The 26,685-nt window shown below is 32.4% G+C and carries 24 protein-coding genes; 23 read left to right on the forward strand and 1 reads right to left on the reverse strand.

Going from position 1 to position 26,685, the window contains the following annotated elements:
* The 6 genes from ACZ1JT_RS08960 (at position 1) to ACZ1JT_RS08985 (ending at position 7,524) form a co-directional block, all read left to right on the forward strand.
* Positions 1-606: an acetyltransferase gene (locus tag ACZ1JT_RS08960; RefSeq protein WP_465093488.1), complete on the forward strand. Its 606-nt coding sequence runs from the start codon at positions 1-3 to the stop codon at positions 604-606.
* Positions 603-1,154 (forward strand): sugar transferase, encoded by a 552-nt coding sequence (locus tag ACZ1JT_RS08965; RefSeq protein ID WP_465093489.1) that lies wholly within the window; start codon positions 603-605, stop codon positions 1,152-1,154. The genes ACZ1JT_RS08960 and ACZ1JT_RS08965 overlap by 4 nt, the downstream gene beginning before the upstream one ends.
* 70 nt (positions 1,155-1,224) lie before the next feature.
* Positions 1,225-2,361: a DegT/DnrJ/EryC1/StrS family aminotransferase gene (locus tag ACZ1JT_RS08970; protein ID WP_465093490.1), complete on the forward strand. Its 1,137-nt coding sequence runs from the start codon at positions 1,225-1,227 to the stop codon at positions 2,359-2,361.
* Between the two features lie 9 nt (positions 2,362-2,370).
* Positions 2,371-4,341, forward strand: a complete 1,971-nt coding sequence (locus tag ACZ1JT_RS08975; RefSeq protein ID WP_465093491.1) for a polysaccharide biosynthesis protein — start codon at positions 2,371-2,373, stop codon at positions 4,339-4,341.
* A 41-nt stretch (positions 4,342-4,382) separates the two neighbouring features.
* Positions 4,383-5,138: a polysaccharide biosynthesis/export family protein gene (locus ACZ1JT_RS08980; RefSeq protein ID WP_465093492.1), complete on the forward strand. Its 756-nt coding sequence runs from the start codon at positions 4,383-4,385 to the stop codon at positions 5,136-5,138.
* Position 5,139: 1 nt separating this feature from the next.
* Positions 5,140-7,524, forward strand: a complete 2,385-nt coding sequence (locus tag ACZ1JT_RS08985; RefSeq protein WP_465093493.1) for a GumC family protein — start codon at positions 5,140-5,142, stop codon at positions 7,522-7,524.
* Positions 7,525-7,534: 10 nt separating this feature from the next.
* Here ACZ1JT_RS08985 and ACZ1JT_RS08990 read toward each other — a convergent pair whose 3' ends face one another.
* Positions 7,535-8,269: a tyrosine-protein phosphatase gene (locus ACZ1JT_RS08990; protein WP_465093494.1), complete on the reverse strand. Its 735-nt coding sequence runs from the start codon at positions 8,267-8,269 to the stop codon at positions 7,535-7,537.
* 198 nt (positions 8,270-8,467) lie between these two features.
* Between ACZ1JT_RS08990 and ACZ1JT_RS08995 the strand changes: the two genes are divergently transcribed.
* The 17 genes from ACZ1JT_RS08995 to ACZ1JT_RS09075 all read left to right on the forward strand — a co-directional run bounded on the left by ACZ1JT_RS08995 (position 8,468) and on the right by ACZ1JT_RS09075 (position 26,632).
* Positions 8,468-10,177, forward strand: coding sequence for an ABC transporter ATP-binding protein (locus ACZ1JT_RS08995; protein WP_465093495.1), 1,710 nt, complete (start codon positions 8,468-8,470; stop codon positions 10,175-10,177).
* A gap of 1 nt (position 10,178) precedes the next feature.
* Positions 10,179-11,261, forward strand: coding sequence for a glycosyltransferase family 4 protein (locus tag ACZ1JT_RS09000; protein ID WP_465093496.1), 1,083 nt, complete (start codon positions 10,179-10,181; stop codon positions 11,259-11,261).
* Positions 11,261-12,190, forward strand: coding sequence for a glycosyltransferase (locus ACZ1JT_RS09005; protein WP_465093497.1), 930 nt, complete (start codon positions 11,261-11,263; stop codon positions 12,188-12,190). The genes ACZ1JT_RS09000 and ACZ1JT_RS09005 overlap by 1 nt, the downstream gene beginning before the upstream one ends.
* Complete coding sequence (locus ACZ1JT_RS09010) at positions 12,177-13,055, forward strand: glycosyltransferase family 2 protein (protein ID WP_465093498.1); 879 nt, start codon at positions 12,177-12,179, stop codon at positions 13,053-13,055. The genes ACZ1JT_RS09005 and ACZ1JT_RS09010 overlap by 14 nt, the downstream gene beginning before the upstream one ends.
* Before the next feature lie 84 nt (positions 13,056-13,139).
* Positions 13,140-13,721 (forward strand): acyltransferase, encoded by a 582-nt coding sequence (locus ACZ1JT_RS09015; RefSeq protein WP_465093499.1) that lies wholly within the window; start codon positions 13,140-13,142, stop codon positions 13,719-13,721.
* A gap of 9 nt (positions 13,722-13,730) precedes the next feature.
* Positions 13,731-14,669, forward strand: coding sequence for an NAD-dependent epimerase/dehydratase family protein (locus tag ACZ1JT_RS09020; RefSeq protein ID WP_465093500.1), 939 nt, complete (start codon positions 13,731-13,733; stop codon positions 14,667-14,669).
* The gene (locus ACZ1JT_RS09025) at positions 14,653-15,681 is read left to right on the forward strand and encodes a glycosyltransferase family protein (protein WP_465093501.1); all 1,029 of its coding nucleotides are present in this window, start codon (positions 14,653-14,655) and stop codon (positions 15,679-15,681) included. The genes ACZ1JT_RS09020 and ACZ1JT_RS09025 overlap by 17 nt, the downstream gene beginning before the upstream one ends.
* An 11-nt stretch (positions 15,682-15,692) precedes the next feature.
* The gene (locus tag ACZ1JT_RS09030; protein WP_465093502.1) at positions 15,693-16,409 is read left to right on the forward strand and encodes a class I SAM-dependent methyltransferase; all 717 of its coding nucleotides are present in this window, start codon (positions 15,693-15,695) and stop codon (positions 16,407-16,409) included.
* 250 nt (positions 16,410-16,659) lie between these two features.
* Positions 16,660-17,532: a glycosyltransferase family 4 protein gene (locus ACZ1JT_RS09035; protein WP_465093503.1), complete on the forward strand. Its 873-nt coding sequence runs from the start codon at positions 16,660-16,662 to the stop codon at positions 17,530-17,532.
* 10 nt (positions 17,533-17,542) lie between these two features.
* Positions 17,543-18,547, forward strand: coding sequence for an N-acetylneuraminate synthase family protein (locus ACZ1JT_RS09040; RefSeq protein ID WP_465093504.1), 1,005 nt, complete (start codon positions 17,543-17,545; stop codon positions 18,545-18,547).
* On the forward strand, positions 18,544-19,701 hold the full coding sequence (gene neuC, locus ACZ1JT_RS09045; RefSeq protein ID WP_465093505.1) for a UDP-N-acetylglucosamine 2-epimerase: 1,158 nt from the start codon (positions 18,544-18,546) through the stop codon (positions 19,699-19,701). Before ACZ1JT_RS09040 ends, neuC begins: the two co-directional genes overlap by 4 nt.
* The gene (locus ACZ1JT_RS09050; RefSeq protein WP_465093506.1) at positions 19,701-20,405 is read left to right on the forward strand and encodes an acylneuraminate cytidylyltransferase family protein; all 705 of its coding nucleotides are present in this window, start codon (positions 19,701-19,703) and stop codon (positions 20,403-20,405) included. Before neuC ends, ACZ1JT_RS09050 begins: the two co-directional genes overlap by 1 nt.
* Positions 20,395-21,768: a hypothetical protein gene (locus ACZ1JT_RS09055; protein WP_465093507.1), complete on the forward strand. Its 1,374-nt coding sequence runs from the start codon at positions 20,395-20,397 to the stop codon at positions 21,766-21,768. Before ACZ1JT_RS09050 ends, ACZ1JT_RS09055 begins: the two co-directional genes overlap by 11 nt.
* 56 nt (positions 21,769-21,824) lie before the next feature.
* On the forward strand, positions 21,825-22,973 hold the full coding sequence (locus ACZ1JT_RS09060; RefSeq protein ID WP_465093508.1) for a glycosyltransferase family 4 protein: 1,149 nt from the start codon (positions 21,825-21,827) through the stop codon (positions 22,971-22,973).
* Between the two features lie 66 nt (positions 22,974-23,039).
* A complete protein-coding gene (locus ACZ1JT_RS09065; protein WP_465093509.1) occupies positions 23,040-24,185 on the forward strand; it encodes a glycosyltransferase in 1,146 nt (381 codons plus the stop codon).
* Between the two features lie 33 nt (positions 24,186-24,218).
* Positions 24,219-25,271 (forward strand): glycosyltransferase, encoded by a 1,053-nt coding sequence (locus ACZ1JT_RS09070; RefSeq protein ID WP_465093510.1) that lies wholly within the window; start codon positions 24,219-24,221, stop codon positions 25,269-25,271.
* Positions 25,268-26,632: an O-antigen ligase family protein gene (locus ACZ1JT_RS09075; RefSeq protein WP_465093511.1), complete on the forward strand. Its 1,365-nt coding sequence runs from the start codon at positions 25,268-25,270 to the stop codon at positions 26,630-26,632. Before ACZ1JT_RS09070 ends, ACZ1JT_RS09075 begins: the two co-directional genes overlap by 4 nt.
* Positions 26,633-26,685 lie beyond the last annotated feature (53 nt).

Below are 26,685 nucleotides of genomic sequence, written 5' to 3' on the forward strand. Positions count from 1 at the left end.
ATGTACATATTTGGCGCAAGCGGACATGGTAAAGTAATTGCATCTATTGTTAAGAGTAATAATGTAGATGATATACAAGGATTTGTTGACGATTTTCCAAAATCGGAAACATTATTCGGATTGCCGGTTTTTCATTCTCAAAATAAACTAATTTCTGAGAACGAATTATGTATTATAGCCGTTGGAAACAATGCCACACGTAAACAAATTGCTTCTAGATTGCAGTCTGACTTTTACAACGCAATTCATTCTTCTGCAGTGGTTTGTAAATCGGTTAATTTAGGTAAAGGGATTGCTGTTATGCCAAACGCGGTAATTAATGCCGATGCTAAAATTGGGGATCATTGTATTGTTAATTCTGGAGCAATTGTTGAACATGATTGCGTTGTGGAAAATTTTGTACACCTTTCTCCAAGTGTCGCTTTAGCAGGAAGTGTTAGTGTTGGCGAAGGAACTCATATAGGAATAGGGGCGGTAGTTCTTCCAGGAATTAAAATAGGCAAATGGGCTGTTATTGGTGCTGGTGCGGTTATTACCAAAGATGTTCCGGATAATTCGGTAGTAGTTGGTGTGCCGGGAAAAATAATAAACAGTACCAAAAAATGATTTTAAAGCGATTGTTTGATGTTTTTTTCTCCTTAATAGCATTGCTAGTATTTGGTTGGTTGATTATGCTTTGTTGGATTATTGCCGCTATAGAAACTAAAAACAATGGCTTTTTCTTGCAAAAGAGGGTGGGACAGCACGGTAATTTATTTACGATAATTAAATTACGTACCATGGTTGATGGAAAGGTTACTAAGGTTGGTTCATTTTTCCGAAATAGTAAGTTGGACGAACTCCCTCAATTTATCAATGTTTTTATTGGAGAAATGAGTGTTGTCGGACCAAGGCCTGATATTCAAGGATATTATGATTTGCTTCAAGGGGAAAACAGAAAGATTTTAGAATTAAAACCAGGACTTACCAGTAAAGCTTCTTTGAAATATTTTGATGAAGAATACCTGTTAAATCTACAAGATAATCCTCTTGAATATAACGACTTAGTTATTTTTCCGGATAAAATAAAAATGAACTTAGAATACTATTATACTCGAAGTTTTTGGGGCGATATTAAAATTATTTTCGATACAGTGTTTCAAAAATTTCGCTAAATAGGCATATCTGTTAAATTTCAGTACATTTGTGATATGATTTTCCGATACAGAATTTAACCATCAGAAAATGACAAATGAAAAAATATGGCTTTCTTCTCCTCACATGGGCGGAAAGGAACTTGAATATATTAATGAAGCCTTCAAGGCTAATTGGATTGCGCCATTAGGTCCTAATGTTACCGGTTTTGAACATGATTTAGAACAATTTCTTCAGGAAAATGTTCATGTTGGAGGACTGAGTTCAGGTACGGCTGCCTTGCATTTAGCTTTAATATTGTTAGATGTAAAACCCGGAGATGAGGTTATATGTCAGAGTATGACTTTTTCGGCTTCTGCAAATCCAATTCTGTATCAGGGAGCAACTCCTGTTTTTATTGACAGCGAATCGGAAACATGGAATATGTGTCCGGAGGCGCTAGAAAAAGCAATTATAGACCGTATTTCAAAAGGTAAAACTCCAAAAGCAATTATTCCGGTTCATCTATATGGCATGCCTTTTAAAGCGGATGAAATTCTTGCGGTGGCCAATAAATATAATATTCCTGTAATTGAAGACAGTGCAGAAGCTCTAGGAAGCAGTTACAAAGGAAAAAAATGTGGAACATTTGGTGCTTTTGGCATATTGTCGTTCAATGGAAATAAAATTATAACAACTTCTGGAGGCGGTGCATTAGTTACTAAAACTAAAGAATTGAAAGAACAGGCAATTTTTTACGCCACACAATCCAGAGATAATGCCCCTCATTACCAGCATTCTAAAATTGGATACAATTACAGAATGAGTAATATTTGTGCAGGAATTGGAAGAGGCCAGATGGAAGTTTTGGAAGATCATGTCAATTTAAGGAGAGCCAATCATCAATTTTACACCGATTTTTTTAAAGATATCAAAGGAGTTAGAGTTCTTACAGAACCTACATCAGATTTTTATTCCAATCATTGGTTATCCGCAATTACCATTGATGAAGCGGTAGTTGGGAAAACCCGAGAAGATTTAAGATTGGCTTTAGAATCTGAAAATATTGAAAGCAGACCACTCTGGAAACCAATGCATATGCAGCCTATTTTTGAGAAATATCCTTTTTATGGAACTTCAGTTTCTGAGAATCTCTTTAAAGATGGACTTTGCTTGCCTTCGGGGTCTAATTTAACAAAAGAAGACAAACAACGAATTTTGAGTGTTCTAAATAGATTTTTTAAATAAATTTGCTTGATGGCAGACAAGAAAAACAATTCGCGAACCTTAAAATCAACATTCAATTACGTGTTGAGAGGGAGCAGTTTTAATTTTGCCATTAAAAACTTAAGCTATTTACCACGCTGGATTATACTTGCCATAGATATTTTTATGGTTTTAGTGTCTGGTTTTCTGGGACATTTACTTTTAAAAGGAATCGGGCTTGACTTTGCAATCAACTATAATCTGTATTTAATTACAGGACTGTATTTGTGCGTTACCATATTTTTCTTTTGGATTTTCAGAACCTATTCTGGAATTATTCGCCATTCGAGTTTTATTGATGCGGTTAAGTTATTTATGGCTCAATCGTCAACTTTTTTGTTTTTATTACTGGTTAATAGTTTTTCAGAAGTTTTTGGAAATGGAAAATTGTTCTTAAATACTCGCTTGTTTATCAGTATAGTTTTATCCTTTGTTTTTTTATTGATATACCGAATCATTGTAAAACAGGTTTTTGAACATTACAGAGAAATAGGTAAAGATGCCGGTTTAACAAGAGCATTAATTTTTGGAACCGATACCAATGCTATTTCCATTGCCAATGCACTTCGTTTAGAAACGCCAATGCGATATAAAATAGTTGGTTTTATTGATAAAGCTAATAAAAATACATCTAAGCGTATATTGGATTTACCCATTTTTGATAATGAAAGAAGAATTCCGGTATTATTACGTTCAAATAAAGCAAGTGCGCTCATTATTGCAGATAAGGAATTGACAAATGATGAAAAGTTTGCTCTTGTCGATGAGTGTTTAGACTTTAATTTCAAGGTTCTTTCGGTTCCGGATTTGTCCGATTGGGAAAGTCAGGAAGATATTTCCAGAAAAATTAAAAACTTTCAAATCCAAGATTTATTGGAAAGACCTCCAATTCATTTGGACGATAATGCTATTTCCAATCAAATACGAAATAAAACGATTATGATTACCGGTGCCGCTGGGTCAATTGGTGGTGAAATTGTCTGGCAGGTATGTGCTTTTAATCCAGCTAAGGTTATTCTAATTGATCAAGCAGAAACACCGTTGCATCATTTAAGTTTAGAATTGCGAAAATTAAATTCGTCAGCGGTTATCGAAACTATAATTGCCGATATAAGAGATTATAGTATAATGCATTCGGTTTTTCAAAAATACAAACCCAATGTGGTGTATCATGCTGCTGCATACAAGCACGTACCTCTGATGGAAGAAAATCCATCTCAAGCCGTTTTTACAAACGTACTTGGAACAAAAAACATTGCCGATTTAGCTGCAAAATTTAAAGCAGAAAGCTTTGTTATGGTTTCAACCGATAAGGCGGTTAATCCGAGTAACGTTATGGGAGCAAGCAAGCGCATAGCAGAAAAATATGTGCAGTCGCTTTATTTTCATCTTATCCAACAAGCTGATAATCATACAAAATTTATTACCACCCGCTTTGGGAATGTTTTAGGGTCAAATGGTTCGGTAGTGCCACTTTTTACCCAACAAATTGCACATGGAGGTCCAATTACCATTACACATCCAGAAATTATTCGTTATTTTATGACAATTTCCGAAGCCTGTCAACTTGTTTTGGAAGCAGGAGCAATGGGCAAAGGAGGTGAAATCTTTATTTTTGATATGGGTAAACCAGTCAAAATTATTGATTTAGCTAAAAAGATGATTCGTTTAGCCGGTTTACGTCCGGATAAGGATATAAAAATAGAAATTGTTGGGTTACGACCAGGTGAAAAATTATATGAAGAGCTGTTAAATGATTCTTCTAAAACACTGCCGACGCACCATGAGAAAATTATGATTGCCAAAGATCTTAACGATCAATATTTGGATATCAATACGCAAGTGGAAGAACTAGTCAAAGTTTCTAAAAACTTGGAATCGGGAGCAATAGTTGCCAAAATGAAACGTATTGTTCCGGAATTTTTGAGTATGAACTCTGAATTTAAGGAATTGGATAAATAGTTAGCTTTGACAAATAAATTACCTTTGTATTCATGATTAAAATGAGATTGTTAGTTAAATATACACTTTTGTTGGTTTTTTTAGGAATGTTGTCATGCGCCTCTCCTAAGAAAATTGCGTATCTGCAAAATACACCTTCTGCTAACGCTAAAAACATTTCGTATGAATTGTACATTCAACCGGATGATATGGTTCAGATTGTTGTTTCTGCAGAAAATCCCGAAGTGGCAGCACCATACAATTTAAAGTCTGCAGGGGTTCAAGAAGCAATGGGAGGTCAGAATCAGTTGGATGGGTATTTAGTTGATAAAAACGGTGAAATTGACTTTCCTCAAATCGGCAAAATTAAAATTGCTGGTTTAACACGAATGGAAGCTTCTGAAAAAATAAAAGAACTGCTAAAAGACCATATTTCTAATCCCTCTGTTCAATTACGAATCACTAATTTTAAAGTTACGGTTTTAGGTGAAGTGTCTGGACCTGGAGTGCATAAAGTAATGGGAGAAAGGATAACGCTTTTGGAAGCTTTAAGTATGTCGGGCGACCTTACAATTTTCGGTAAAAGAAAAAATATAATGGTGATTCGGGAAAAAGATGGAGAAAAAACTATTGAAAAAATAGATATAACAAAGTCGGATTTTATTAATTCGCCGTACTATTATCTTACTCAAAATGATGTGGTTTATGTAGAACCAAACAAAACAAAGGTAAATAGTTCCGTTATTGGTTCCGATATTAGAACAACCTTATCTGTTTTGTCTTTTGCAATAGGTGTAATTTTAATTTTTACGAGATAAAATGCAAAATGATGTAACACCAACCGAAAATAAATTTTCAGGAGGTTTCAATATACGTGACCAAGTGGAATACTATTTAAGCCATTGGAAATGGATTCTTTTAGGAGTATTCCTTTCTTTAATGGTGGCTTATATTTATTTGCGATATACGACCCCAAAATATAGTGCTTTTACAACACTAATGCTGCGTGATGAGAAAAAAGGAGGAGCAGATTCTGAAATGAATGCTTTTTCGGATTTGGCTGTCTTGTCTGGAGTTAAGAGTAATTTGGATAATGAGATAGAAGTTATTAAATCTAGAACTTTAGTAACAGCCGCTGTTCAATTGCTGAATCTTAATATTTTTTACATCAATGAAGGCCGTGTAAAATCGGAAGAATTATATAAGAAATCACCAATACGCTTTAGTTTTTATAAGCTTAAAGACGGGTATGATGAGCAAACTATTATCTATAAAGTTTTAAGCCAAGGTGCTAACAAGTTTGTATTGTATGATCGTGCTGAAAACCAAGTAGGGATATATAAATTTGGTGAGGTTTTAAAATTACGAGAAGGTGAAGCAGTTGTTTATGAAACTGATAAAAGGAAAAATTTTAAAGAAAATCCTTTTAAGGTAATCGTTTTAATGCGCCCTGTTTCTTCGGTTGCAGGAAGTTTTAAAAGCAGACTTACTATTAAGAAAGCAGGTGACAGAACGACTATTGTTGAGTTGTCTGTAGTGGATCCTGTTCGTGAGAAAGCTGAAGATTTTTTAAATGGTTTGATTCGAGTTTATAACAAAGACGTTGTAGCCGATAAAAATTTAATTTTCGAAAACACATCCAAGTTTATTAATGAGCGCTTAAAAATTATTGCTGATGAGCTGGAAGATGTTGAGAAAAATACAGAAGGATTCAAAATTAAGAATCATGTTACCGATATTACTTCCGAATCTAGCTTGTATTTGAATAATGCAGATGCTTTTGAAAAGAAAGAAATTGAAACAGAAACCCAACTAAAGGTAGTTGCTACCATGATGGATTATGTTAATAATAGCAAAGAATACGATTTAATTCCTTCAAATATTTTAACTACCGATGCTAATGCTTCTGGGTTGATTGATCAATACAATCAGATGATTTTGGAACGCAACCGTCTGTTGAAAAATGCTGGACCGAAAAATGCTGTTGTTCTAACGCTGAGTAAAAAAATTGATGCTTTACGAGAAAATATTAAATCGACATTGACTCGTTTGCAATCGACTTTAGAGATTAGAAAGAAAGAATTTATCAATCAAAATTCTGTATTTAATGGTAAAATTTCTCAAATTCCAACCTTAGAAAGAGTTTCTAGATCATTAGGGAGACAACAACAAATAAAAGAACAACTGTATCTTTATTTGCTTCAAAAAAGAGAAGAAACGGCAATATCTTTAGCAGTGACTTCGCCTAATGCAAAAGTTATAGATCCGGCAATATCGTCTCATGCTCCAATTTCTCCAGAAAAAAGATCCATATACATGATGGCGCTTGCAATTGGAGCAGCTCTACCATTGGGTATCTTGTATTTGTTGAGTATGTTGGACAACAAAATTAAAGGCAGACACGATGTGGAAAGTAAACTGTCAATACCAATTTTAGGAGATGTTCCAACATCATTATCCAACGAAGAGGTTATAGAGGCAAACAGTCGATCAAGTGCTGCTGAAGCGATTCGAATTGTAAGAACCAATTTGGAATTTATGCTGAATCAGGTGCAAGACGATATTGCTAAAACCATATTTGTTACATCAACTTTGCCTAAAGAAGGTAAAACATTTATAGCGGTTAATTTAGCAGGAACAATTGCGTTATCTGGTAAAAAGGTTTTGTTGATTGGTATGGATATTAGAAACCCGAAATTGGAAGATTATATGCATCTTCCAAAGGAAGGTGTGACCAATTATTTGTCGACCAAAGATTTAGATGTTCACACACTGATTCATCAAATACCAAGTTACGAATCGTTTTATGTGCTTCCATCGGGTGTTATACCACCCAATCCTGCTGAATTGTTAATGAGTAGTAAAGTGGATTTGTTTTTTGAAAAACTTAAATCCGAATTTGATTATATTGTTGTAGATACATCACCGGTTCATTTAGTTACCGATACACTTTTAATTGCTCAGCATGCCGATGCTTTTGTATATGTAATACGAGCAAATTACCTAGAAAAAGGCTTGTTGCGTGTTCCGTATCAACTTCATCAGGAAAATAAACTTCCGAATATGGCTTTATTGATTAACGATACTGATATTAAAAAAGGATATGGATATGGTTATGGAGCTTATGGATATGGTTACGGTTATGGTCCAGAATTGGAACCCGAATCTTTTTTACAAAAGTTACGTTCTAAATTTAAAAAATAGACAAGACTGTTTATTTGAAAAAAACATTGTTTTTCATTGCTTCAACAAGTGCAGCTGTATTTTTAATTTTTACTTTATCCGAAAAAGCATTAATGTGATTTTGATGATGAATGTCGGAACCAGTAAAATCGATTAGTCCAAGGTTTAATAGTTTTTCTGCAGCTTTTGCTACATCAGGTCCGTAATAACCTACGGTAGAAAGCAGATTTAACTGGAATAAACACCCTGATTTTTTTAATTTTTTGTATTCGTCAAAATTATGATGAAAATAGGCGTAGCGTTCTGGGTGTGCCAATACAGGCGTGTATCCGGCTAATTGTAGTTGAAACAATATTTCGGTTAGTTGAATTGGCGGATTTAAATAAGGAATTTCCACTAATACATGACTGCCTTTTAATGTTAAAAGTTTTTTCTCTTTAAAAAGTTTAACGAAGGCATCGTTAATCATGTATTCCGATGCGGCTTCTAATCCAACTTTTGCAGTTAAATCTGGACTTAACTGTTTTAATTCTTCTTTTTTATTTTGAATACTTTCAGGAGTGTTATCCCAAACATTCTCGATGGTGTGTGGCGTAGTAATACATTTCGAAAAGCCCATATCAATTACTGCTTGCAATAAGTAATTCGAGTCATCTAGTGTTTTAGCGCCATCGTCTATTCCAAATAACAAATGGGAATGGATGTCAACGTATCCTTGGGGGATAAGCTCTTTTAAAACCGGCTTGGATTTGAAAAATGATAACATGCTGCAAAGGTAAATAAAATTGCTGGTTTATCTTTTGAAGATTAATCTAACAGATGAATAATTTTAAATTAATAAAAGTATTTTAAAGTTTAGTATATTTGGGCTTTTGCATTACAAAACATCAGAATTTTGAACTCAAAATACTTCACATATTTTCGTTTTTTTTATAAATACCTAAAAACACAAATTTTCTCACTATTGTTTATTAGCGTTTTGGTTGCTATTATGGATGGTTTGGGTTTGGCAATGTTTTTACCACTTTTACAAGCGTTAAGTGATAACGAAAAAGGAAGTTCTCAAGCTTCTCAGGCTAATTTTCTTGGTAAAATATTTGACTTTTTACATTTGCCAATAACTCTAAGTGCTATTTTGTCATTAATGCTGCTTATTTTCATAATTAAAGGATTGTTTAAGTTCTCTGAAAACTATTATATGACTATCCTTCGAAATAGGTTTGTTGGAAAACTTCGATTTGAAATGATTGATGGCTTAACTTCTTGGAATTACTCCAATTTTACAACTTCAGATATTGGAAAAACCATTAACGTTATCAATGGAGAAATATTTAGAGTTGTATCATCTTTTAGAGGATATTTTATCACTCTTCAGTCGGCTATTTTGTTATTGGTTTATGTTTCAATGGCCTTTGCGGCAAATTTTATGTTTGCTTTTTTTGTTAGTTGTGGAGCGGTCTTAATTAATTTGGTTTATATCTCAGTTTATAAAAGGACAAAGCAATTATCGCGTGACGAATCTAATGAAATGCATTTATTTCAAAGTTTTTTATTGCAGAGTGTTTATAATTTTAAATATCTTAAAGCAACTGCGTTAATGCCAAAATACGCAATTAGGTTAAAGAAATCAGTTGATAGAATTAATGAAATTCAGAGAAAATCTGGAATTTTATCAGCTTTTTTAAGCTCGTCCAGAGAGCCGTTTGTTATCTTGGTTATTATTTTGGTTATTTATGTTCAAGTAGTATGGTTTGGCAGTAAGCTCGATACAATTCTTTTGAGTTTGGTTTTCTTTTATAGATCTCTTATCAATTTAATGGGAATGCAAAATTCTTGGAACGCATTTTTAGTGCAAATAGGCGCTATAGAAAGCACTCAGGATTATTTAAAGCAGTTAAATGAAGAAAAAGAAGATGTAAAAGGTGTTGAATTTGAAGGGCTTAAGTCGAAAATTCAATTGAAGAATATTAACTACAGTTATAATCCTTCTGAACTAATTCTAAAGGAAATTAATTTGGTGATTCACAAAAACGAAACCATTGCTTTTATTGGTGAGAGTGGTTCCGGTAAATCAACGTTAATGAATATTGTAGCTGGATTACTAGCTGTAAATGAAGGAGAAATTGCAATAGATAACATATCAATAAACGATTTAAATTTGATAAGTTACAGAAGTAAAATTGGATATATTACACAAGAGCCGGTCATTTTTAACGATACCTTGTTTCACAATATTACGCTATGGGCTGATCCAACACCTGAAAATTTAAAACGATTTAATCAAACTATTCAAAGAGCAGCTTTGAAAGATTTTGTTGAAAATTTGCCAGATAAGGAAAATGCTTTTTTAGGGGATAATGGAGTTTTGATATCAGGTGGCCAAAAACAAAGAATTTCGATAGCTCGAGAATTATATAAGGATATTGATATTTTAATATTAGACGAGGCAACCTCGGCTTTGGATAGTGAAACTGAAAAAATAATTCAATCTAATATTGAAGCCTTAAAAGGAAGCGTTACACTTTTGATGGTTGCCCATCGATTAAGTACGGTAAAAGACGCAGATCGCATAATTTTATTAGATCGAGGACAAATTGATACCATAGGTTCATTTTCAGAATTGCTACAAAGTTCAGAGAAATTCAAAAGAATGGTAGAATTGCAAGAATTTTAAAATGAAAGAAAGAAGAATATTTTTTGTTTGCCCAGACTATAATAAGCCTACTGGCGGTATTAAACAGTTGTATAGACAAGTTGATGTTTTAAATAAAAACAATTTTAATGCCTATGTATTACACCATCAAAAGGGGTTCAAATGCACATGGTTTCAAAATTCAACTCAAATTGCTTATAGTAATGAAATCCATAGAACAATAAATATCCTAATAGGTACTGAGGTAACTGCAAAAGGATTTTTACCTTTTTTAAAAAGTGCTGTAAAAAAAGCCATTATTAATATAAAGGCCATTTCATCGAGAAGTACTGGGGATATAACAATTCAAATGGATGATATTTTTGTGTTTCCTGAAGTTTATGGCCCAAAAGTAGCCACTTTGGTGAAAGGGAATAGTAAAATCATATACAATCAGGGGGCTTATCAAACTTTTTTTCATCATGAATTAAGTTTAGAAAACAAGCAAACACCATATTTGAATGAAGAGTTAATAGCAACAATTGTTAATTCAGAAGATGCTCGAGACTATATACATTATGCTTTTCCAAAAATGAAAGTAGAACGGGTTCGATATGGAATTGATTCTAAAAACTTTTTTCCAGGTGAAAAAAAGAAGAAAAAAATCGCGTTTATGCCACGCCGCCTTCGGGTTGATTTAATTCAAGTTATAAATATCCTTAAATATAGAGGAGTGCTTGATGATTGGGAGTTGGTTGAAATTCATAATATGAATGAAAAAGAAGTGGCACAGAATCTCAGAGAATGTGCTCTTTTTTTAAGTTTTAGTATAAATGAAGGGTTCGGTATGCCTCCTGCAGAAGCTATGGCATGTGGATGTTTAGTGGTGGGGTATTCAGGAAAAGGAGGTAAAGAATTTTTTAAAGAAGAGTTCTGTTATCCGGTGCAAGATAGAGATGTTATTTCTTTTGCAAAAACCTTAGAACATGTCATATGTGAATACGATAAAAATGAATCTCTTTTTTTAGAAAAAGGTAAGAAAGCTTCCGAGTTTATTCTTTCTGAATACAGTATGGAAGTAGAAGAAAAAACAATTGTTGATTGTTGGAACAAAATTTTGAATTAATGCCAAAAGTTTCAATACTTATTCCTAGTTATAATCACGCTTCTTTCTTAAAAGAAAGGCTAGATTCGATATTGAAACAAACCTACACAAATTGGGAACTTATAATTATTGACGATGCTTCTCAAGATGAAAGTGCCCATATCCTAAACAATTTTGTTAATCTTCACAAGGATAGAGTTAAGTGTTTTATTATTAACGAACAAAACTCAGGGAGTGGTTATAAATCGTGGGAAAAAGGAATTTCGTTGGCTGATACAGAATATATCTGGATTGCTGAAACAGACGATTATTCGGAAGATACTTTTTTAGAAGAATTAGTAAATATTTTGGAAAATGACTCAGGACTTAAACTGGCTTTTTCTGGAAGCAATTATGTTGAAGATGGTACGATACTATATGATACTTCTAAAAGAACTCAAGATTTAAATGTTGCCAAAAATTCTTTCGGAGTGTTTGGTTCAACTGTTTTTATAAATAGAATGCCTTTTGATACCTACATCACTAATGGGAGTAGTGTGGTTTTTCGTAAACCGTTACATCAAATTCCCTCTGAAATTTTCACACACCGTCAATCTTCTGATATTTTTTTATGGACACTGTTGCTAGAAAATAGTAAATATGCTTTTCTAAATAAGAATCTAAACTATTTTAGAAGACACAGTGAGTCTACCACGACAAAAATGAAGAGGCACTCTTTCAAAAAAATTTACCACGAAAAGATTCAATACTTAAACTATTTCAACAGAAAAGACAAAGTAAATACGTTTTTAAAACATTATATTCAACATTATATTTGGCAGAATAAAAGCGATATGTTTAAAACCGCCTTTTTAACTGAGATTAAATATGACAATGCAATAGTTGTAAAATATTATTTTTTTCTTTTAGGCTTTATTTTAAAAAAAATAAAAAGTTATGTATTCAAATAGTAAACCGTTAGTTACTGTAATTGTTCCTACGTATAACAGGGATACGTATCTTGAAAGTGCTCTTTTATCGGTTGCAAATCAAAGTTATGAAAACATTGAAATTATTGTTGTCGACGATGGATCTAAAATAAATTATGCCGCTAGTATTTGTAGTAAATTTAAAAATTGCTTTTATCACTATAAAGCCAATGGTGGATTGTCATCAGCAAGAAATTATGGCGTTCTTCAAGCGAAAGGGGATTACATTGCTTTTTTAGATGATGATGATTTGTTTTTGCCAAATAAAATAGAAATTCAGGTTGAAATTTTGCTGCGAAATGCAAATGTAGATTGTGTGCATTCTTCGGCGAAAGTTATAGATAATGAAGGTCGTGAAACTGGACGAATTATAGGAGCATCTAAGGAAAAAGCTCATAAACGAAGCGGTAATGTGTTTTGGAATGCATTAGGGCAATGGGTTGTTAAGTCACCAACACCATTGTTTAGAAAGTCAGTTTTCGATAAGCTTAAATTCGATGAAAGTATTATGGTAGGTGAAGATATTGATTTTTACCAGAGAATGTTTTTCTCTCATGAGGTATATTATGTCAACGAACCTTTAGCATTATATCGCGACGACAATGATCCAGGGAGGCTTTCTAAAAAACGCGAAAAGTATCTGGGCTTAGAAGCTGTAGTTTTTGATAATTTTGTAAAAATGGGAATTAAAAACCCTGTAACCTTATATCGTATAGCTTTAAGATTGGCTCAAACAGGAATTCGTAATTGGAATAATTTTCATGACGTAGATAAGTTGGTTGTGAGCCGTTGGAAGTTAATGTTAAACCCGTTTTTTTACGTGAAAAATTTTCACAGATTGAAATAAATGATAAAAAAGTTAAAAAAAATTCGAAAACTAAATTGGAATACCATTATATTTAATTTCAAGTTTTTCAAGTTTCGTGAAGCATTGATTTTTCCTGTTTTAGTTTCTAAAAATTGTGTTTTAAAATCTTTGAAAGGAAGCGTTGTTATTGATGCCCCTCTTACTTATGGAATGGTGAAAATTGGATATGATTGTGTGGGGATTTTCGATTCTAAAACTTCCAAAGCAATTATAAATATTGATGGCATAGTAACTTTTTTAGGTAAAGCATTTGTAGGTCAAGGTTCTAAAATTTCGGTGCATCCTAAAGGAGAATTAATTGTGGGGAATAATTTTTATGTAACAGCAGAATCAGCTTTTGTAGTTGCAAAAAAAATTACATTTGGAAAAGATTGTTTGCTTTCTTGGGATACGCTTTTTATGGATTCTGATTTGCATCATATTAAAGATTTAGAAGGAAATAAAATTAACGATGATAAAGAAATTAAAATTGGTAATCATGTATGGATAGGTTGCCGGTCATTAATTTTAAAAGGATCCGAAATACCAGATAATTCTATAATTGCAGCAAATTCTGTTGTAACTGGAAATGCTTTTGAAATGCAAAATGCTATATATGGAGGAAATCCTGCGCAGCTTATCAAAAAAAATATAAATTGGAATTAAAATATTAAAATGGAAAATAAAATAAACATTCTTATAACTGGAGGTGCAGGTAATGTTGCAAGTGCCTTAGCAGATAAATTATCTGAAAACAGCAATAATTTTGTTGTTATTGTTGATAATCTTTCTACTGGGAGTATTACTAAAGTGCCTCAAAAAAATAATGTCACTTTTATTAAAGCTGACGCTAACTGTTATAACGACATTGTTCCCATTTTTGGAAGATATAATTTTGATTATGTTTTTCATTATGCTGCTGTAGTTGGTGTTAAAAGAACACTTGAAAATCCGATCATGGTACTTAATGATATTGAAGGGATAAAAAATATTTTGTCACTCTCTAAGAATTCAGGTGTAAAGAGAGTATTTTATTCTAGTTCTTCTGAAGTATACGGTGAACCTTTTGAGATTCCTCAGAATGAAAAAACCACACCCTTAAACTCACGATTACCTTATGCAATTGTTAAGAATGTAGGAGAAGCTTTTTTTAGATCATATTATCAGGAATATGGATTAGAGTACACAATTTTTAGGTTTTTTAATACTTATGGTCCAAATCAAAGTGAGGATTTTGTAGTTCCAAGATTCTTAAAAGCGGCTTTAAAAAACGAGCCTATTACCATTTATGGTGACGGAATGCAAACCCGTTCGTTTTGTTATGTAGCGGATAATGTGGCTACTTGTGTTAAAGCTATGGAAAGTATAGATTGTGTACACGAGGTAATCAATGTGGGAAGTGATAAAGAGATGACAATCCTTGATTTGGCTAAAAAAATTATTGCTATAACAAATTCAAAGTCGCAAATTATTCATTTACCAGCATTGGAAGAAGGTGATATGACGCGCAGATGTCCTGATAATTCAAAAATGAAAGAGATACTAGGGCGAGATTTAATTTCGCTTGACGAGGGTATTATGAAATTGATTAATCATTATGAGAATAGGAATTAACCCTGAAAAAAAGAATAATACACTCGAATTAGATAATTACCATAGGGTAGTCATTCCAGTTTATATACCTCATTTTGAAGATTATTTCAAAGAGACTTTTCCGGTTTTTAAACTCTGCTTAGAATCACTGCTTCTTACAGTTCATTCCAAAACCAGAATAACACTTTACAGTAATAATTGTCATCCCGAAGTAGTGGATTATATTCGTTCAAAATACGAAGAATCTGAGTTAATTGATCAGGTTATTTATTCGAAAGAAAATCTAGGAAAGATAAATGCTATTTTGGCTTCAGTTAAAGGAAATCTTGAGCCACTAGTCACAATTTCTGATTCCGATGTTTTCTTTAAACAAAATTGGCAGGAAGCTGTAGAGAAAATGATGATAGATTTTCCTGAAGCAGGTATGGTTTGTCCTGTTCCTAACAGTAAGGCAGTCATTAATTTTGTCAAAAACAATTGGTTTTATGGGGTTTTTAAAGGAAAATTAAAGTTTGAAAAAGTTTCCGATCCTCAAGCCATGATTCGCTTTGATGAAAGTTTGGGTAATCAAAAATCACTATTAAAACCAATTCATCTCGAAAAATATCTTGTTCTATACAACAAAAAACAAGATGCTCGTGCTGTAATGGGAGGCGGACATTTTGTTGCGACATTAAGAAGAGAAGTTTTTGATAAAGGTTCTGATGAACCTGCATTTGTTAAAATTGTTGGTGGTGTCGAAAACAAATTTATTGATATGCCAAATGAAGATCTAGGGTATCTCAGAATTTCAACACCAGATAATTATGCTTACCATATGGGTAATTCGACCGAGAAATGGATGTATGATGAATTTGAAAGTTTAGAAAAAAACAAAGAAGTAACAAAATATCAGGCTTCCGATTTTAATAATGAACCAATATCCAAATTTGGAAGGTTTGTGGGTTATACAATTCAAAAGATTCTTGCCAAAAATGGCACAATTCGATTAAAAGTACTCAATTACTTAGGTTTGGGTTCAAAAGATTTTTAAAAAATAACGATATGATTAATACTTTAGTTCGTTTTTTTAGCCTAAACTTTTATTTTGATAAATTAGCTAGAAACACCTATGATTCCAATGCGAATTTAATTTTGCACCGTTTTTTTCCAAATGAAACTGTACTTCCATTTACAACGTTTTCTTTAAACCCGAGTACTATTTTACATATTCTGAATGAAATTCAAATAAACAATAGAAAATCTGTCGTAGAGTTCGGTTCTGGGATTTCTACCATTGTTTTGGCAAAATTTATTGTTGAAAATAAATTGCCAGCAAGAATTACGTCTATTGAAAGTAATAAATCATGGCTTGATTTTATTGAAAGCCAATTAATAAAGTACAATTGTAGGAGTGTAGTGGACTTACAATATGCACCACTCGATAAATTATCTGGGCAAACGCAATGGTATGAGACCAAAAAAGTGGAAGAGGTAGTTGCAGATAAAAAATTTGATTTGGTTATTGTAGATGGACCAAGCGGAGGATTGGGAAGTTTTGCCCGAAAACCTGCACTTCAGGCCGTTATTAATCATTTAGATCCTAATTTTTGTCTATTTTTAGATGATGTTAGACGATCTGATGAAAAAGAAATTTTAAAACAGTGGTATGAAACCTTGAAAGGAGCCAATTTCAAAGTTAAAATGATATTGATGAAAACCAGAGTTTATGGAATTTTATCGTCAGAAGATTCATTCTCGTCAAACCCATTAAGTCACTAAAAAAGATTACGTGAAAGTAGCAAAAGTCATACTGTCTGAACATCCAATTCCTTATGGAAAAAAAGGCTCTTGGTCACAAAGAATTGAGTATTTCTTAAAAAGTGATCAGAATTGTATTGATTTTTTTATTTGTGGAAAGACTGATCGGACAATTAATACTACTACAACTTTTTATAGGGTAAGTCAGTTAAAAAATAAACTGGTATTAAAATTTTACAAGCATTACAGGTATCTGAAATATTTTCAAAGTTTGAAGAAAATTGTACTTGAAAATGATCATGCAATTGTGTGTGTAATTGACAATGTAAAACTTAAAAATGCACTGACTTATTTTTTGAAAAAATCAAATCTTTCTAGAAAAATAACCTTGATTTTTTATAACTGTGGATATTCTTATTTTTTGAATGATACAGAAAACAATCAGTTTTTAGAAGAATGTTCGGAAGTTATTTTTTTGACAGAAAGTGCGTATCTTTTTAATAAGAACAAGTACTATGATTTTATTCCAGAAGTTACCGTTTTAAATAATCCTGTCGATAAGAGAATTTTTAAACCCGTTTCAAATTCCGAAAGAGAACTGCTCTTGGAGGAATTTGGATTGACAGCAAAAAAAGTTTATTTATGGTTGTCTCACGATCGTGATAAAAAAGGACTTGATATTGTTTTAAACGCATGGAAAGATTGGAACAAATCGCCAGATGAAGCTGTTTTATTAGTTGTAGGAGCTAATAGGGATGTCCAGATTAACGGTGTTCAGTTTTTAGGAAAAGTCGAATCGGATCAGGTTGCTAAATTTTATAAACTTGCCAATGTTTATCTTTTTTCTACTTTATGTAAAGAAGGTTTTGGATTGAGCTTAGCACAGGCCATTAGTTGTAATTGCTATATCATCGCAGCTAATAATGGTGGGGTTTCAGATTTTTTTAATCCTTCAAACGGAATCTTTTTAGATAAGCCCAATATTGTAGCAGAATGGGTTAAGAGTTTCGATGAATCGTTTATTGCCTTAAATACAGGATATAAAGTTCCAAGTGTTGAAAATCAAATATTAGATATAAATCAATGGTGTCAGTCTTTTTCAGAAATATTTCTGAAATGGGAAAAGCGTATTGAGAGTAAATAAGTAAAATACAATGGAAAAAGTTTTTACTATAGCCGAAATAGGGCAGGCACATGAAGGGAGTCTAGGAATGATTTATTCCTACATTGATGCTCTGGCTGAGTGTGGTGTAGATGCGGTTAAATTCCAAATGCATATTGCTGAAGCAGAAAGTAGTGAACATGAGCCGTTTCGGGTTAAATTTTCCATAGAAGATGATACTCGTTTTAATTATTGGAAGCGAATGGGATTTACTTTGGATCAGTGGAAAGGAATTAAGCAGAAATGTGATGAAAGAGGTTTGGAGTTTCTTTGTTCGCCTTTTAGCAATGAAGCTGTAGATTGGTTGGAGAAGCTTGAAGTAAAAAGCTATAAAATTGGTTCTGGAGAAGTTAACAATTTGTTATTGCTTGAAAAAATTGCAAAAACAAAAAAACCAATTATACTTTCTTCGGGAATGAGTAGTTTTTCAGAATTAGACCAAACAGTTAAATTTTTGAAAAGTAGAAATGTTCCTTATTCTATTCTGCAATGTACTACTTCATACCCAACAGAACCAAATCAGTACGGATTAAACGTAATTGGCGAATTGAAAAATAGATATGGAGTTAAAGTTGGGTTTTCCGATCATTCCTCTAAAATAGAAGCCTGCATTGCTGCAGTGGCCTTAGGTGCAGAAATAATAGAATTCCATGTTGTTTTTGATAGAAAGCAATTTGGTCCAGATTCGAAATCATCCTTAACCTTAAAAGAAATTAAGCGTTTGATAAAGGCCGTAAGAAATATTGAAACAGCTATATCGCATCCAGTAAATAAGGAAAACAACGAGAGTTTTTCGTCTTTAAAAACTATCTTTGAAAAATCATTATCCGTTAACAAAGATCTTTCCGAAGGACATATTTTGTCTTTTGACGATTTAGAATCTAAAAAACCAAAAGGATATGGTATTGATGCTTCAAAGTTTGAGGAAGTGATTGGGAAAAGACTGAATAAAGATCTTAAAAAATGGGATTTTTTAAATACGAGTGATATATTATGACAAAACGAAAAATAGCGGTTGTCATTACGGCTAGACCATCCTATAGTAGAGTGAAAACGGTTTTAACGGCAATTAAAAACCATGAAATGTTAGAGTTGCAGTTAATTGTAGCCGCTTCAGCATTGCTAGATCGTTATGGTTCTGCAGTAAACTATATAGAAAATGATGGTTTCGAAATTTCAGCAAAAGTTTTTAATGTGTTAGAAGGCGAAAATCTTACTGCTGCAGCCAAAACAACTGGAATTGGAATTTTAGAATTGTCAACAGTTTTTGATAATTTAAAACCCGATATTGTGGTTACTGTTGCGGATCGTTTTGAAACAATGGCTACTGCAATTTCAGCATCGTACATGAATATACCGTTAGCGCATATTCAAGGTGGAGAAGTTACCGGAAATATTGATGAAAAAGTACGACATGCAATTACCAAACTAGCCGATTATCATTTTGTTGCTTCTGAAAGTGCAAAAGAACGGGTTATTAAATTGGGAGAAAATGTAGATATGGTTTTTAATACAGGATGCCCATCAATTGATTTGGCTGAAGAAGTTAAAAATTGTACTCCGCTAGATTTTGACCCATATCAAAAATATGGAGGGGTTGGTGCTAAACCCGACTTGACCAATGGTTATATCGTTGTTATGCAACATCCCGTTACGACTGAATATAAAAATTCAAGAAAAGATATCGAAGAAACTTTATTTGCCATTAATGAACTTCAAATTCCAACATTATGGTTTTGGCCAAATGTGGATGCTGGTGCAGACGGAACCTCTACTGGAATAAGAGCTTTTAGAGAGAATAATGTTTTAAACCATGTTCATTTTTTTAAAAATATGAAAGGGGACGATTTTTTAAAATTATTGAATAATTCTATGTGTCTTATAGGTAACTCAAGTGTCGGAATTCGCGAATGTGCCTATTTAGGGGTCCCTGTTGTTAATATTGGTTCCAGACAGAACAGACGTGATCGAGGAGAAAATGTAATTGATGTTGATTATGATAGAGATTTGATTACTGATGCCATCAAAAAACATATTAAACAAGGAAAAGCAAATACCTCGAATGTATATGGTGGTGGTGATGCCGGTAAAAAAACGGCTAAATTACTTTCCGATTTACCTTTAGTCTTTCATAAAACTATAATGTATTAATGAAGGTTTTAGCAATAATTCCAGCTCGCGGTGGCTCAAAAGGCGTTCCTAAAAAAAATATTAAGCAATTAGGGGATAAGCCTTTAATTGCTTATACCATTGAAGCTGCTAATAAGAGTTTACTGTTAAATAAAACTATTTTATCAACAGATTCTGAAGAAATAATCGGAGTTGCTGCTAATTTTAAAGTCGAAATACCTTTTGTAAGACCTAGTCATTTAGCTGCAGATGATACTCCTACCATAGCTGTAATTCAGCATGCAATTGCTTTTTTTGAAAGTAATGATCTTTTTTTTGATGCTATATGTATTTTACAGCCAACTACACCATTTAGACAAGAAGGGAGTATAGATGCTGCCATCCGTAAATTTGAAGAAACTAAAGTAGATACTCTAGTTAGTGTTTTGAAAGTGCCACATCAATATAATCCTCATTGGGTATTCGAACCAAATCAAGATGGGAATTTGTCAATAGCTACAGGAGATTCGATAATTATACCAAGAAGACAGCAACTTCCAGATGCATTTTATAGAGATGGTTCTATTTATTTAGTGAAGACAGAACTAATTAAAGAAGGCGTTTTGTTTAAAAATAAAATTGGGTATATCGAATCAAATCCTGAATTGAATATTAATATTGATACTCAGGAAGATTGGGAAAAAGCAGAATTGTTTATTACTAAAAACGGATATCATGGCCAATAAAATTGCACTTCTTTTTCCGGATGGTGTGGGTATACGTAATTATCTGTACTCAAATGTTTTCAAAGGATTGGAAGATGAATTGATATTGTATCATGCTTTTGATGATGAAACTATAAAGTCTGTTTTAGAGCTTACAAACATTAAAGAGGCTGTTGCAATTCCAAAATACAATGAATCATTATCTGAAAAGTTTTTGAGGGAATTGATTTGTTTGGTTCGTTTGCAATACAATGCTAAAAAAAAGAATAATCCAACCTTATTAAAGAATTGGAAAAGAGATCACAAAGGCTTTTCAAAAAGTAATTTTTATAAGAGTATAGAATTAGCAGCAAAGTGTATTAATAAATACAGTTATATCAAAAGTCTTGAGCGAACCTATCAAAAAAAAATTAGAAAAACAGCATATTATCGGGAAGTAAAATCACAATTACAATCGATGCAAATTGAACATTTGTTCTGCTCTCATCAACGCGGGGTTCAATGTGCGACAATTTTTGCTGCCGCATCCGATTTAGGAATAAAAACAACTACGGTTATTTATTCGTGGGATAATTTACCAAAGGCAAGATTGGCTCTAAGAGCTGATAATTACTTGGTTTGGTCTTCTTACATGAAAAATGAAATGAATGACTATTATCCGGAAATTAATGATGACCAAATTAAAATAACTGGGACACCACAGTTTGAGTGTTATGCAGATTCTAATAACATAATCTCTAAAGAAATTTTTTATTCGAATTACAATTTGGATTTGACAAAAAGAATAATTTGTTTTTCTGGAGATGATGTTAAAACGTCTCCCGATGATCCAAAATATTTAGAAGATTTGGCAGAGGAGTTAGTTAAAAATAACTTAGCCCAAAAGTATCAAATTCTGCTACGAAGATGTCCAGTTGACGTGTCAGGAAGGTACGATGAAATCGTAAATAAATTTCCGAGTTTAATTAGAGTTGCACCTCCCTTGTGGAATTTTAATAAAGATAAAAGTTGGACTACTATTTATCCGTTACCAGAGGATGTATCTTTATTAGTATCTACAGCTTATTATTGCGATATTGTAATTAATGTTGGTTCTACAATGGCTTTTGATTTTGCAATGTTTAATAAACCGGGAGTATTTATAAATTATGATCAACCTGAAAAAAATATTTCAAATTGGTCTGTAGATACAGTATATCAATTTCAACATTTCAGAAGTATGCCTTCAAAAGATGCTGTTAAATGGTGGAATGCTAAAGATGAGATTTCTACAATTTTGAATAATACTTTTTTTGATCAAACTATGAATGATTGGAAAGAAATTGTATTAGGTGCAGAGGGTAAACCTTCGTTGATTATAAAGAATTTGATTAGTAATGCATAAAGCATTTAAATTATAAACTTTAAAGACTTTTTAAGTTTTCAGAATAATTAATAAATATGCATATTTGTTTTATAGCGAACGAATTTCCTTTGCCAGGTGTTACTTTTGGGGGTATTGGAACTTTTTTAATTTCATATTCTAAATTGCTTATTCAAAATGGGCACGAAGTTTCTATTGTTGGTGTCGTTAATTCCAATGAACCAGTTGAGGAGAATATAAATGGAGTTAAAATTTATTACAAGCCAAAATCAAAGGTGAAAGGGTTAGCCTGGTTTTTTAATGCTAAAAACATTTCAAAATCAATTCAAAAAATTCACCAAACTACTCCAATAGATATTATTGAGGCTCAAGAAGCAGGATTTGCTTTTGTGAAAATTCCAAAAGGAATTCCAAAAATAATTAGAATGCATGGGGGACACTATTTTTTTTCTGAATTTGAAAATAAAAAGATTTATAAATGGAAGGCTTTTCAAGAGCAGCGTTCTTTTAAAAAATGTGATGCTGTAATTTCTACTTCAGAGTTTGTAAAAAAACAAACGTCTTTGTATGTGGATTTTTCTAAAAAAAGTCAGGCTACTATCAATAATCCGATATTGTTGGAATTATTCAGAAAGGCAGATTTGACAAAGGTTGTCAAAGGTGCTGTTGTTTTTGCGGGAACTATTTGTGAAAAAAAAGGAATACGTCAACTGTGTTTTGCGATTCCAGAAATTGTTAAAGAAATTCCAGAATTTCATCTGTATGCATATGGAAGAGATTGGTTTTTTCCGGATGGACGATTGTATAAAGATTGGCTTTTGAATCAATTAACAGATGAGGTTAAAAAGTATATTACCTTTAGAAGTCCTGTTAAATATGAAGAATTGCCCGAAGTATATGAATTTGGAGAAATATGTATATTCCCTTCACACATGGAAGTACAAGGTTTAGTGGCACCTGAAGCTATGAGTATGCATAAACCAGTTATTTTTACAAAATACGGCCCAGGCCCTGAAACAATTGACGACGGAATTAATGGTTGGTTATGTGATCCCAGAAATCCTGATGATATTGCCGAAACGGTTGTTAAAGTATTCAAATCACGTAATCAGTATACAACAATCGGGGAAAATGCGAGAAAAAAAGTTGAAGCTAAATTTGCTCCAGATATAATTTATAAAAAAAACATTGACTTTTATACTGAACTTATAAACAGTAATGGTTAGAGGTCAAATTATAAAATTGCAATTTAAAAATTCGGTTTTCAGTTTTTTACTTTTGATTTAAGAGAAATGAATTTAACTATAATAACTCATGTTGTTCATGGAAAAGAAAATAATCGATATTTCGGTTATGGTCCTTATGTGCGTGAAATGAACATATGGTTGCAATATGTAAATCAGGTTACTGTTGTAGCTCCTTTAGAATCGAAAGTGAAAGATCCTATAGATATTTTTTATAATTCAGATTCTCTTGATTTTAAACGAATTAAATCTTTTTCATTTACTTCATTACGAAATATCGTAAACTCTATACTTGTAATGCCTTCTGTTGTTTTTGGAATTTATAGAGCTATGAAATCTGCAGATCATATCCATTTGCGATGTCCTGGCAACGTTGGGTTGTTAGGTTGTATTGTTCAGATTTTTTTTCCATCAAAACTTAAAACTGCAAAATACGCTGGAAATTGGGACCCTAAGGCTAAGCAACCTCTAAGTTATCGATTGCAAAAATGGATTTTGAAAAATACATTACTGACAAAAAATATGAAGGTGTTGGTTTATGGGGAATGGGAAGGTCAAACTGAAAATGTAAAACCTTTTTTTACAGCTACTTATAGAGAATTGGATAAACAAGATATACCTATAAGGTCAATTGATGACTATACAATTGAAGGGTCTGGGAAAAGTAATATTTTTCTATTGTTTGTAGGGACACTTTCTGATGGAAAAAGGCCGCTTTATGCAATAAAACTGGCTGAAGAATTGAGAAAAAATGGAATTAATGTTTTTTTAGACTTGTATGGTGAAGGTGTTGAGAGAAACAGTTTGGAAAATTATATTATTGAAAACAATCTTCAAAGTTGTATTCAATTGAAAGGAAATCATAGTACAGAAATCATTCAAGAAGCGTATAAGAAAAGTCATTTTTTGCTATTGCCTTCTAAAAGTGAAGGTTGGCCTAAGGTGGTTGCTGAAGCCATGTTTTGGGGTTGTGTGCCTGTTGCTTCTAAAGTATCGTGTGTTCCAAATATGCTTGATTTTGGTAGAAGAGGTATTTTGTTGGACATGGAATTTGAACACGATGTTTTACAATTAAAAAAATGTATTCTTGATTCGAATGTCTATTCTAAAAAAGCTATAGACGGTATGGTATGGTCAAGACATTATACTCTAGATTTTTTTGAAGAAGAAATTAAAAATTTATTAGATCAATAAAGAATTATGCGAGTTCTTCAATTAATAGATAGTTTGAAAGCAGGTGGAGCTGAACGGATGGCAGTTAATTATGCAAATGCGTTAGCAAACCATATAGAATTTTCGGGTCTAATTGCAACTCGTGAAGAAGGAGCCTTAAAGGATCAATTGGATTCCAGTGTAAACTATTTGTTTTTAAAAAAACAATCTAAATTAGATTTAAAGGCTGTATTTAGGTTAAGACGTTATTTGGTAGCAAATAAAATAAGTATTGTACAGGCACATAGTAGTTCTTTTTTTTTGGCAGTTTTAGTAAAAATAACATATCCGAAAATTAAAATTGTCTGGCATGATCATAATGGAAATCGTGTATTTATTCCAGCATCATATAATCGTAAAATTATAGATTTATCTTACTTTTTCAGTGGTGTAATAAGTTGTAATACTGAGTTGGAAAAATGGGCCAAAAAAAATCTTCACACAAAAGAAATTCTCTATATACCAAACTTTACTGTTTTTTCGGAACATTTTAAGGAAAACACTTTTTTGAAAGGCGAAAATGGTAAAAGAATTGTTTGTTTAGCTAATTTAAGAGATCCTAAAAATCATATTAGTTTATTAGTAGCTTTTTCAAAAACCAAAGCTTCTCAGTTAGGTTGGTCTTTGCATTTAATTGGGAAAGATTCTTTTGATGAGTATTCTACTCAACTAAAAAAGTTTATTGATGAAAATAATTTGAATAATTCTGTTTTTATATATGGTAGCTGTTCAGATATAGCTTTTGTTTTAGAGCAAGCGTCTATAGGTGTTTTAACATCAACTTCAGAAGGATTTCCAGTAACTCTTCTTGAATATGGTGTAGCCAAATTGCCTGTTGTTTCAACTAATGTTGGTTACTGTTCCGAAATTATTGAAGAAGGAATTAGAGGTTTTTTAGTTTCTCCTACAGATGTTAATTTAATTCAAACTAAAATAGATGCTCTTGTTGAAAACAGTAATTTACGTGACACTTTTTCCTCAAATTTGAATAGCTTTGTACTGGATCAATATTCTGATAAAAGGGTAATTGATAAAGCGCTAGATTTTTTTCAAAAAATACTGCAATGAGTGAAAGGCAGATATCCTATACAACTTTAGTCGTACTCCATATTTTAATTGGAGTAGGATCGTATTATGTGCCTGTCTTTTCTAAAATCTATGCATTGTTGATGGTTCTTTTTGGGTTTTATTTTTTAATAAAAAATAAAAATCGAAATAACGAAGCATTACTGCTTTCGGCTTATGTGGTTGGAGCTGAAGTTTTTTTGAGGATGACAGGAGGTAATTTTGGTGAACAATTTGCCAAATATGTTGTAATGGGGTCGTTAATTTTAGGTATTTATTATCGAGGGTTTTCTAAAAAATCTACTCCTTATTGGATATTTTTAATTTTACTTATACCTGGAATCATCATTGGTACATTTACCCTTAATTTTGAAACGGACATACGAAAAGCAATTACATTTAACATTATTGGGCCACTTTGTCTTGCAGTTTCGGCAATTTACTGTTGCGAAAGAAAGGTTACACTTTCCGAGTTGATGAATGTAGTAAACACACTTGCATTTCCTGTTTTAACAACGGTTACCTATATGTATTTGTATACTCCAAATATTAAAGATGTTGTAACCAGTACCGAATCAAATTTTGAGACTTCAGGGGGGTTTGGTCCTAATCAGGTTTCTACAATACTAGGATTGGGGATTTTTTTATATTTTACTAAACTTATTATACTCTCAAAATCAACTAAACAAAGGTTGATTGACGTTGTTATTCTTGGGGTAGTTACTTTTAGAGGTATTGTTACTTTTTCTCGCGGTGGAATAATTGCTGGAGGAGTTATGGTTTTGTTGCTTTTAGTTGTACTTTTTTTAACAACAAAATCGAAAGCTAAAGGTAAAATTGCTGGATTTGTTGTTGTGTCTGGATTATTGCTTATGGCGGTATGGATTTATAGTTCTGTTCAAACAGGGGGATTAATAGATAAGCGTTATGCAAATCAAGATGCTAAAGGTAGAGTTAAGGAGAGTAAATTAACAGGTAGGGAACGATTAATCGAATCGGAGTTTAATATGTTCTTAGAACATCCTATTATGGGAATTGGGGTTGGAAAAAACAAAGAATATAGAGAGGAAATGACCGGTATAGAAGCGGCTTCCCATAATGAAATATCAAGGATGTTGGCTGAACATGGAACTTTAGGTATCATTTGTCTTTTGATTTTGTTATTTACTCCTATTTTAATGTATGTTAACAATCGGCAAAATTTATTTTTGTTTTCGTTTGTGGCATTCTGGCTTTTAACAATTAATCATGCGGCAATGCGAATTGCTGCGCCAGCTTTTGTATACGCACTTTCACTTTTAAAAGTAACATTTGTTGAAAAATCTTCTGTACATAGGGAATCAATTATCGAAGAAGGGAATTAATATAACAACAATTGAAATCCTTAAAAATCTTTTTTTAAATGAAGGATATTCTG

The organism is Flavobacterium sp. IC2-16 (genome assembly GCF_055521455.1).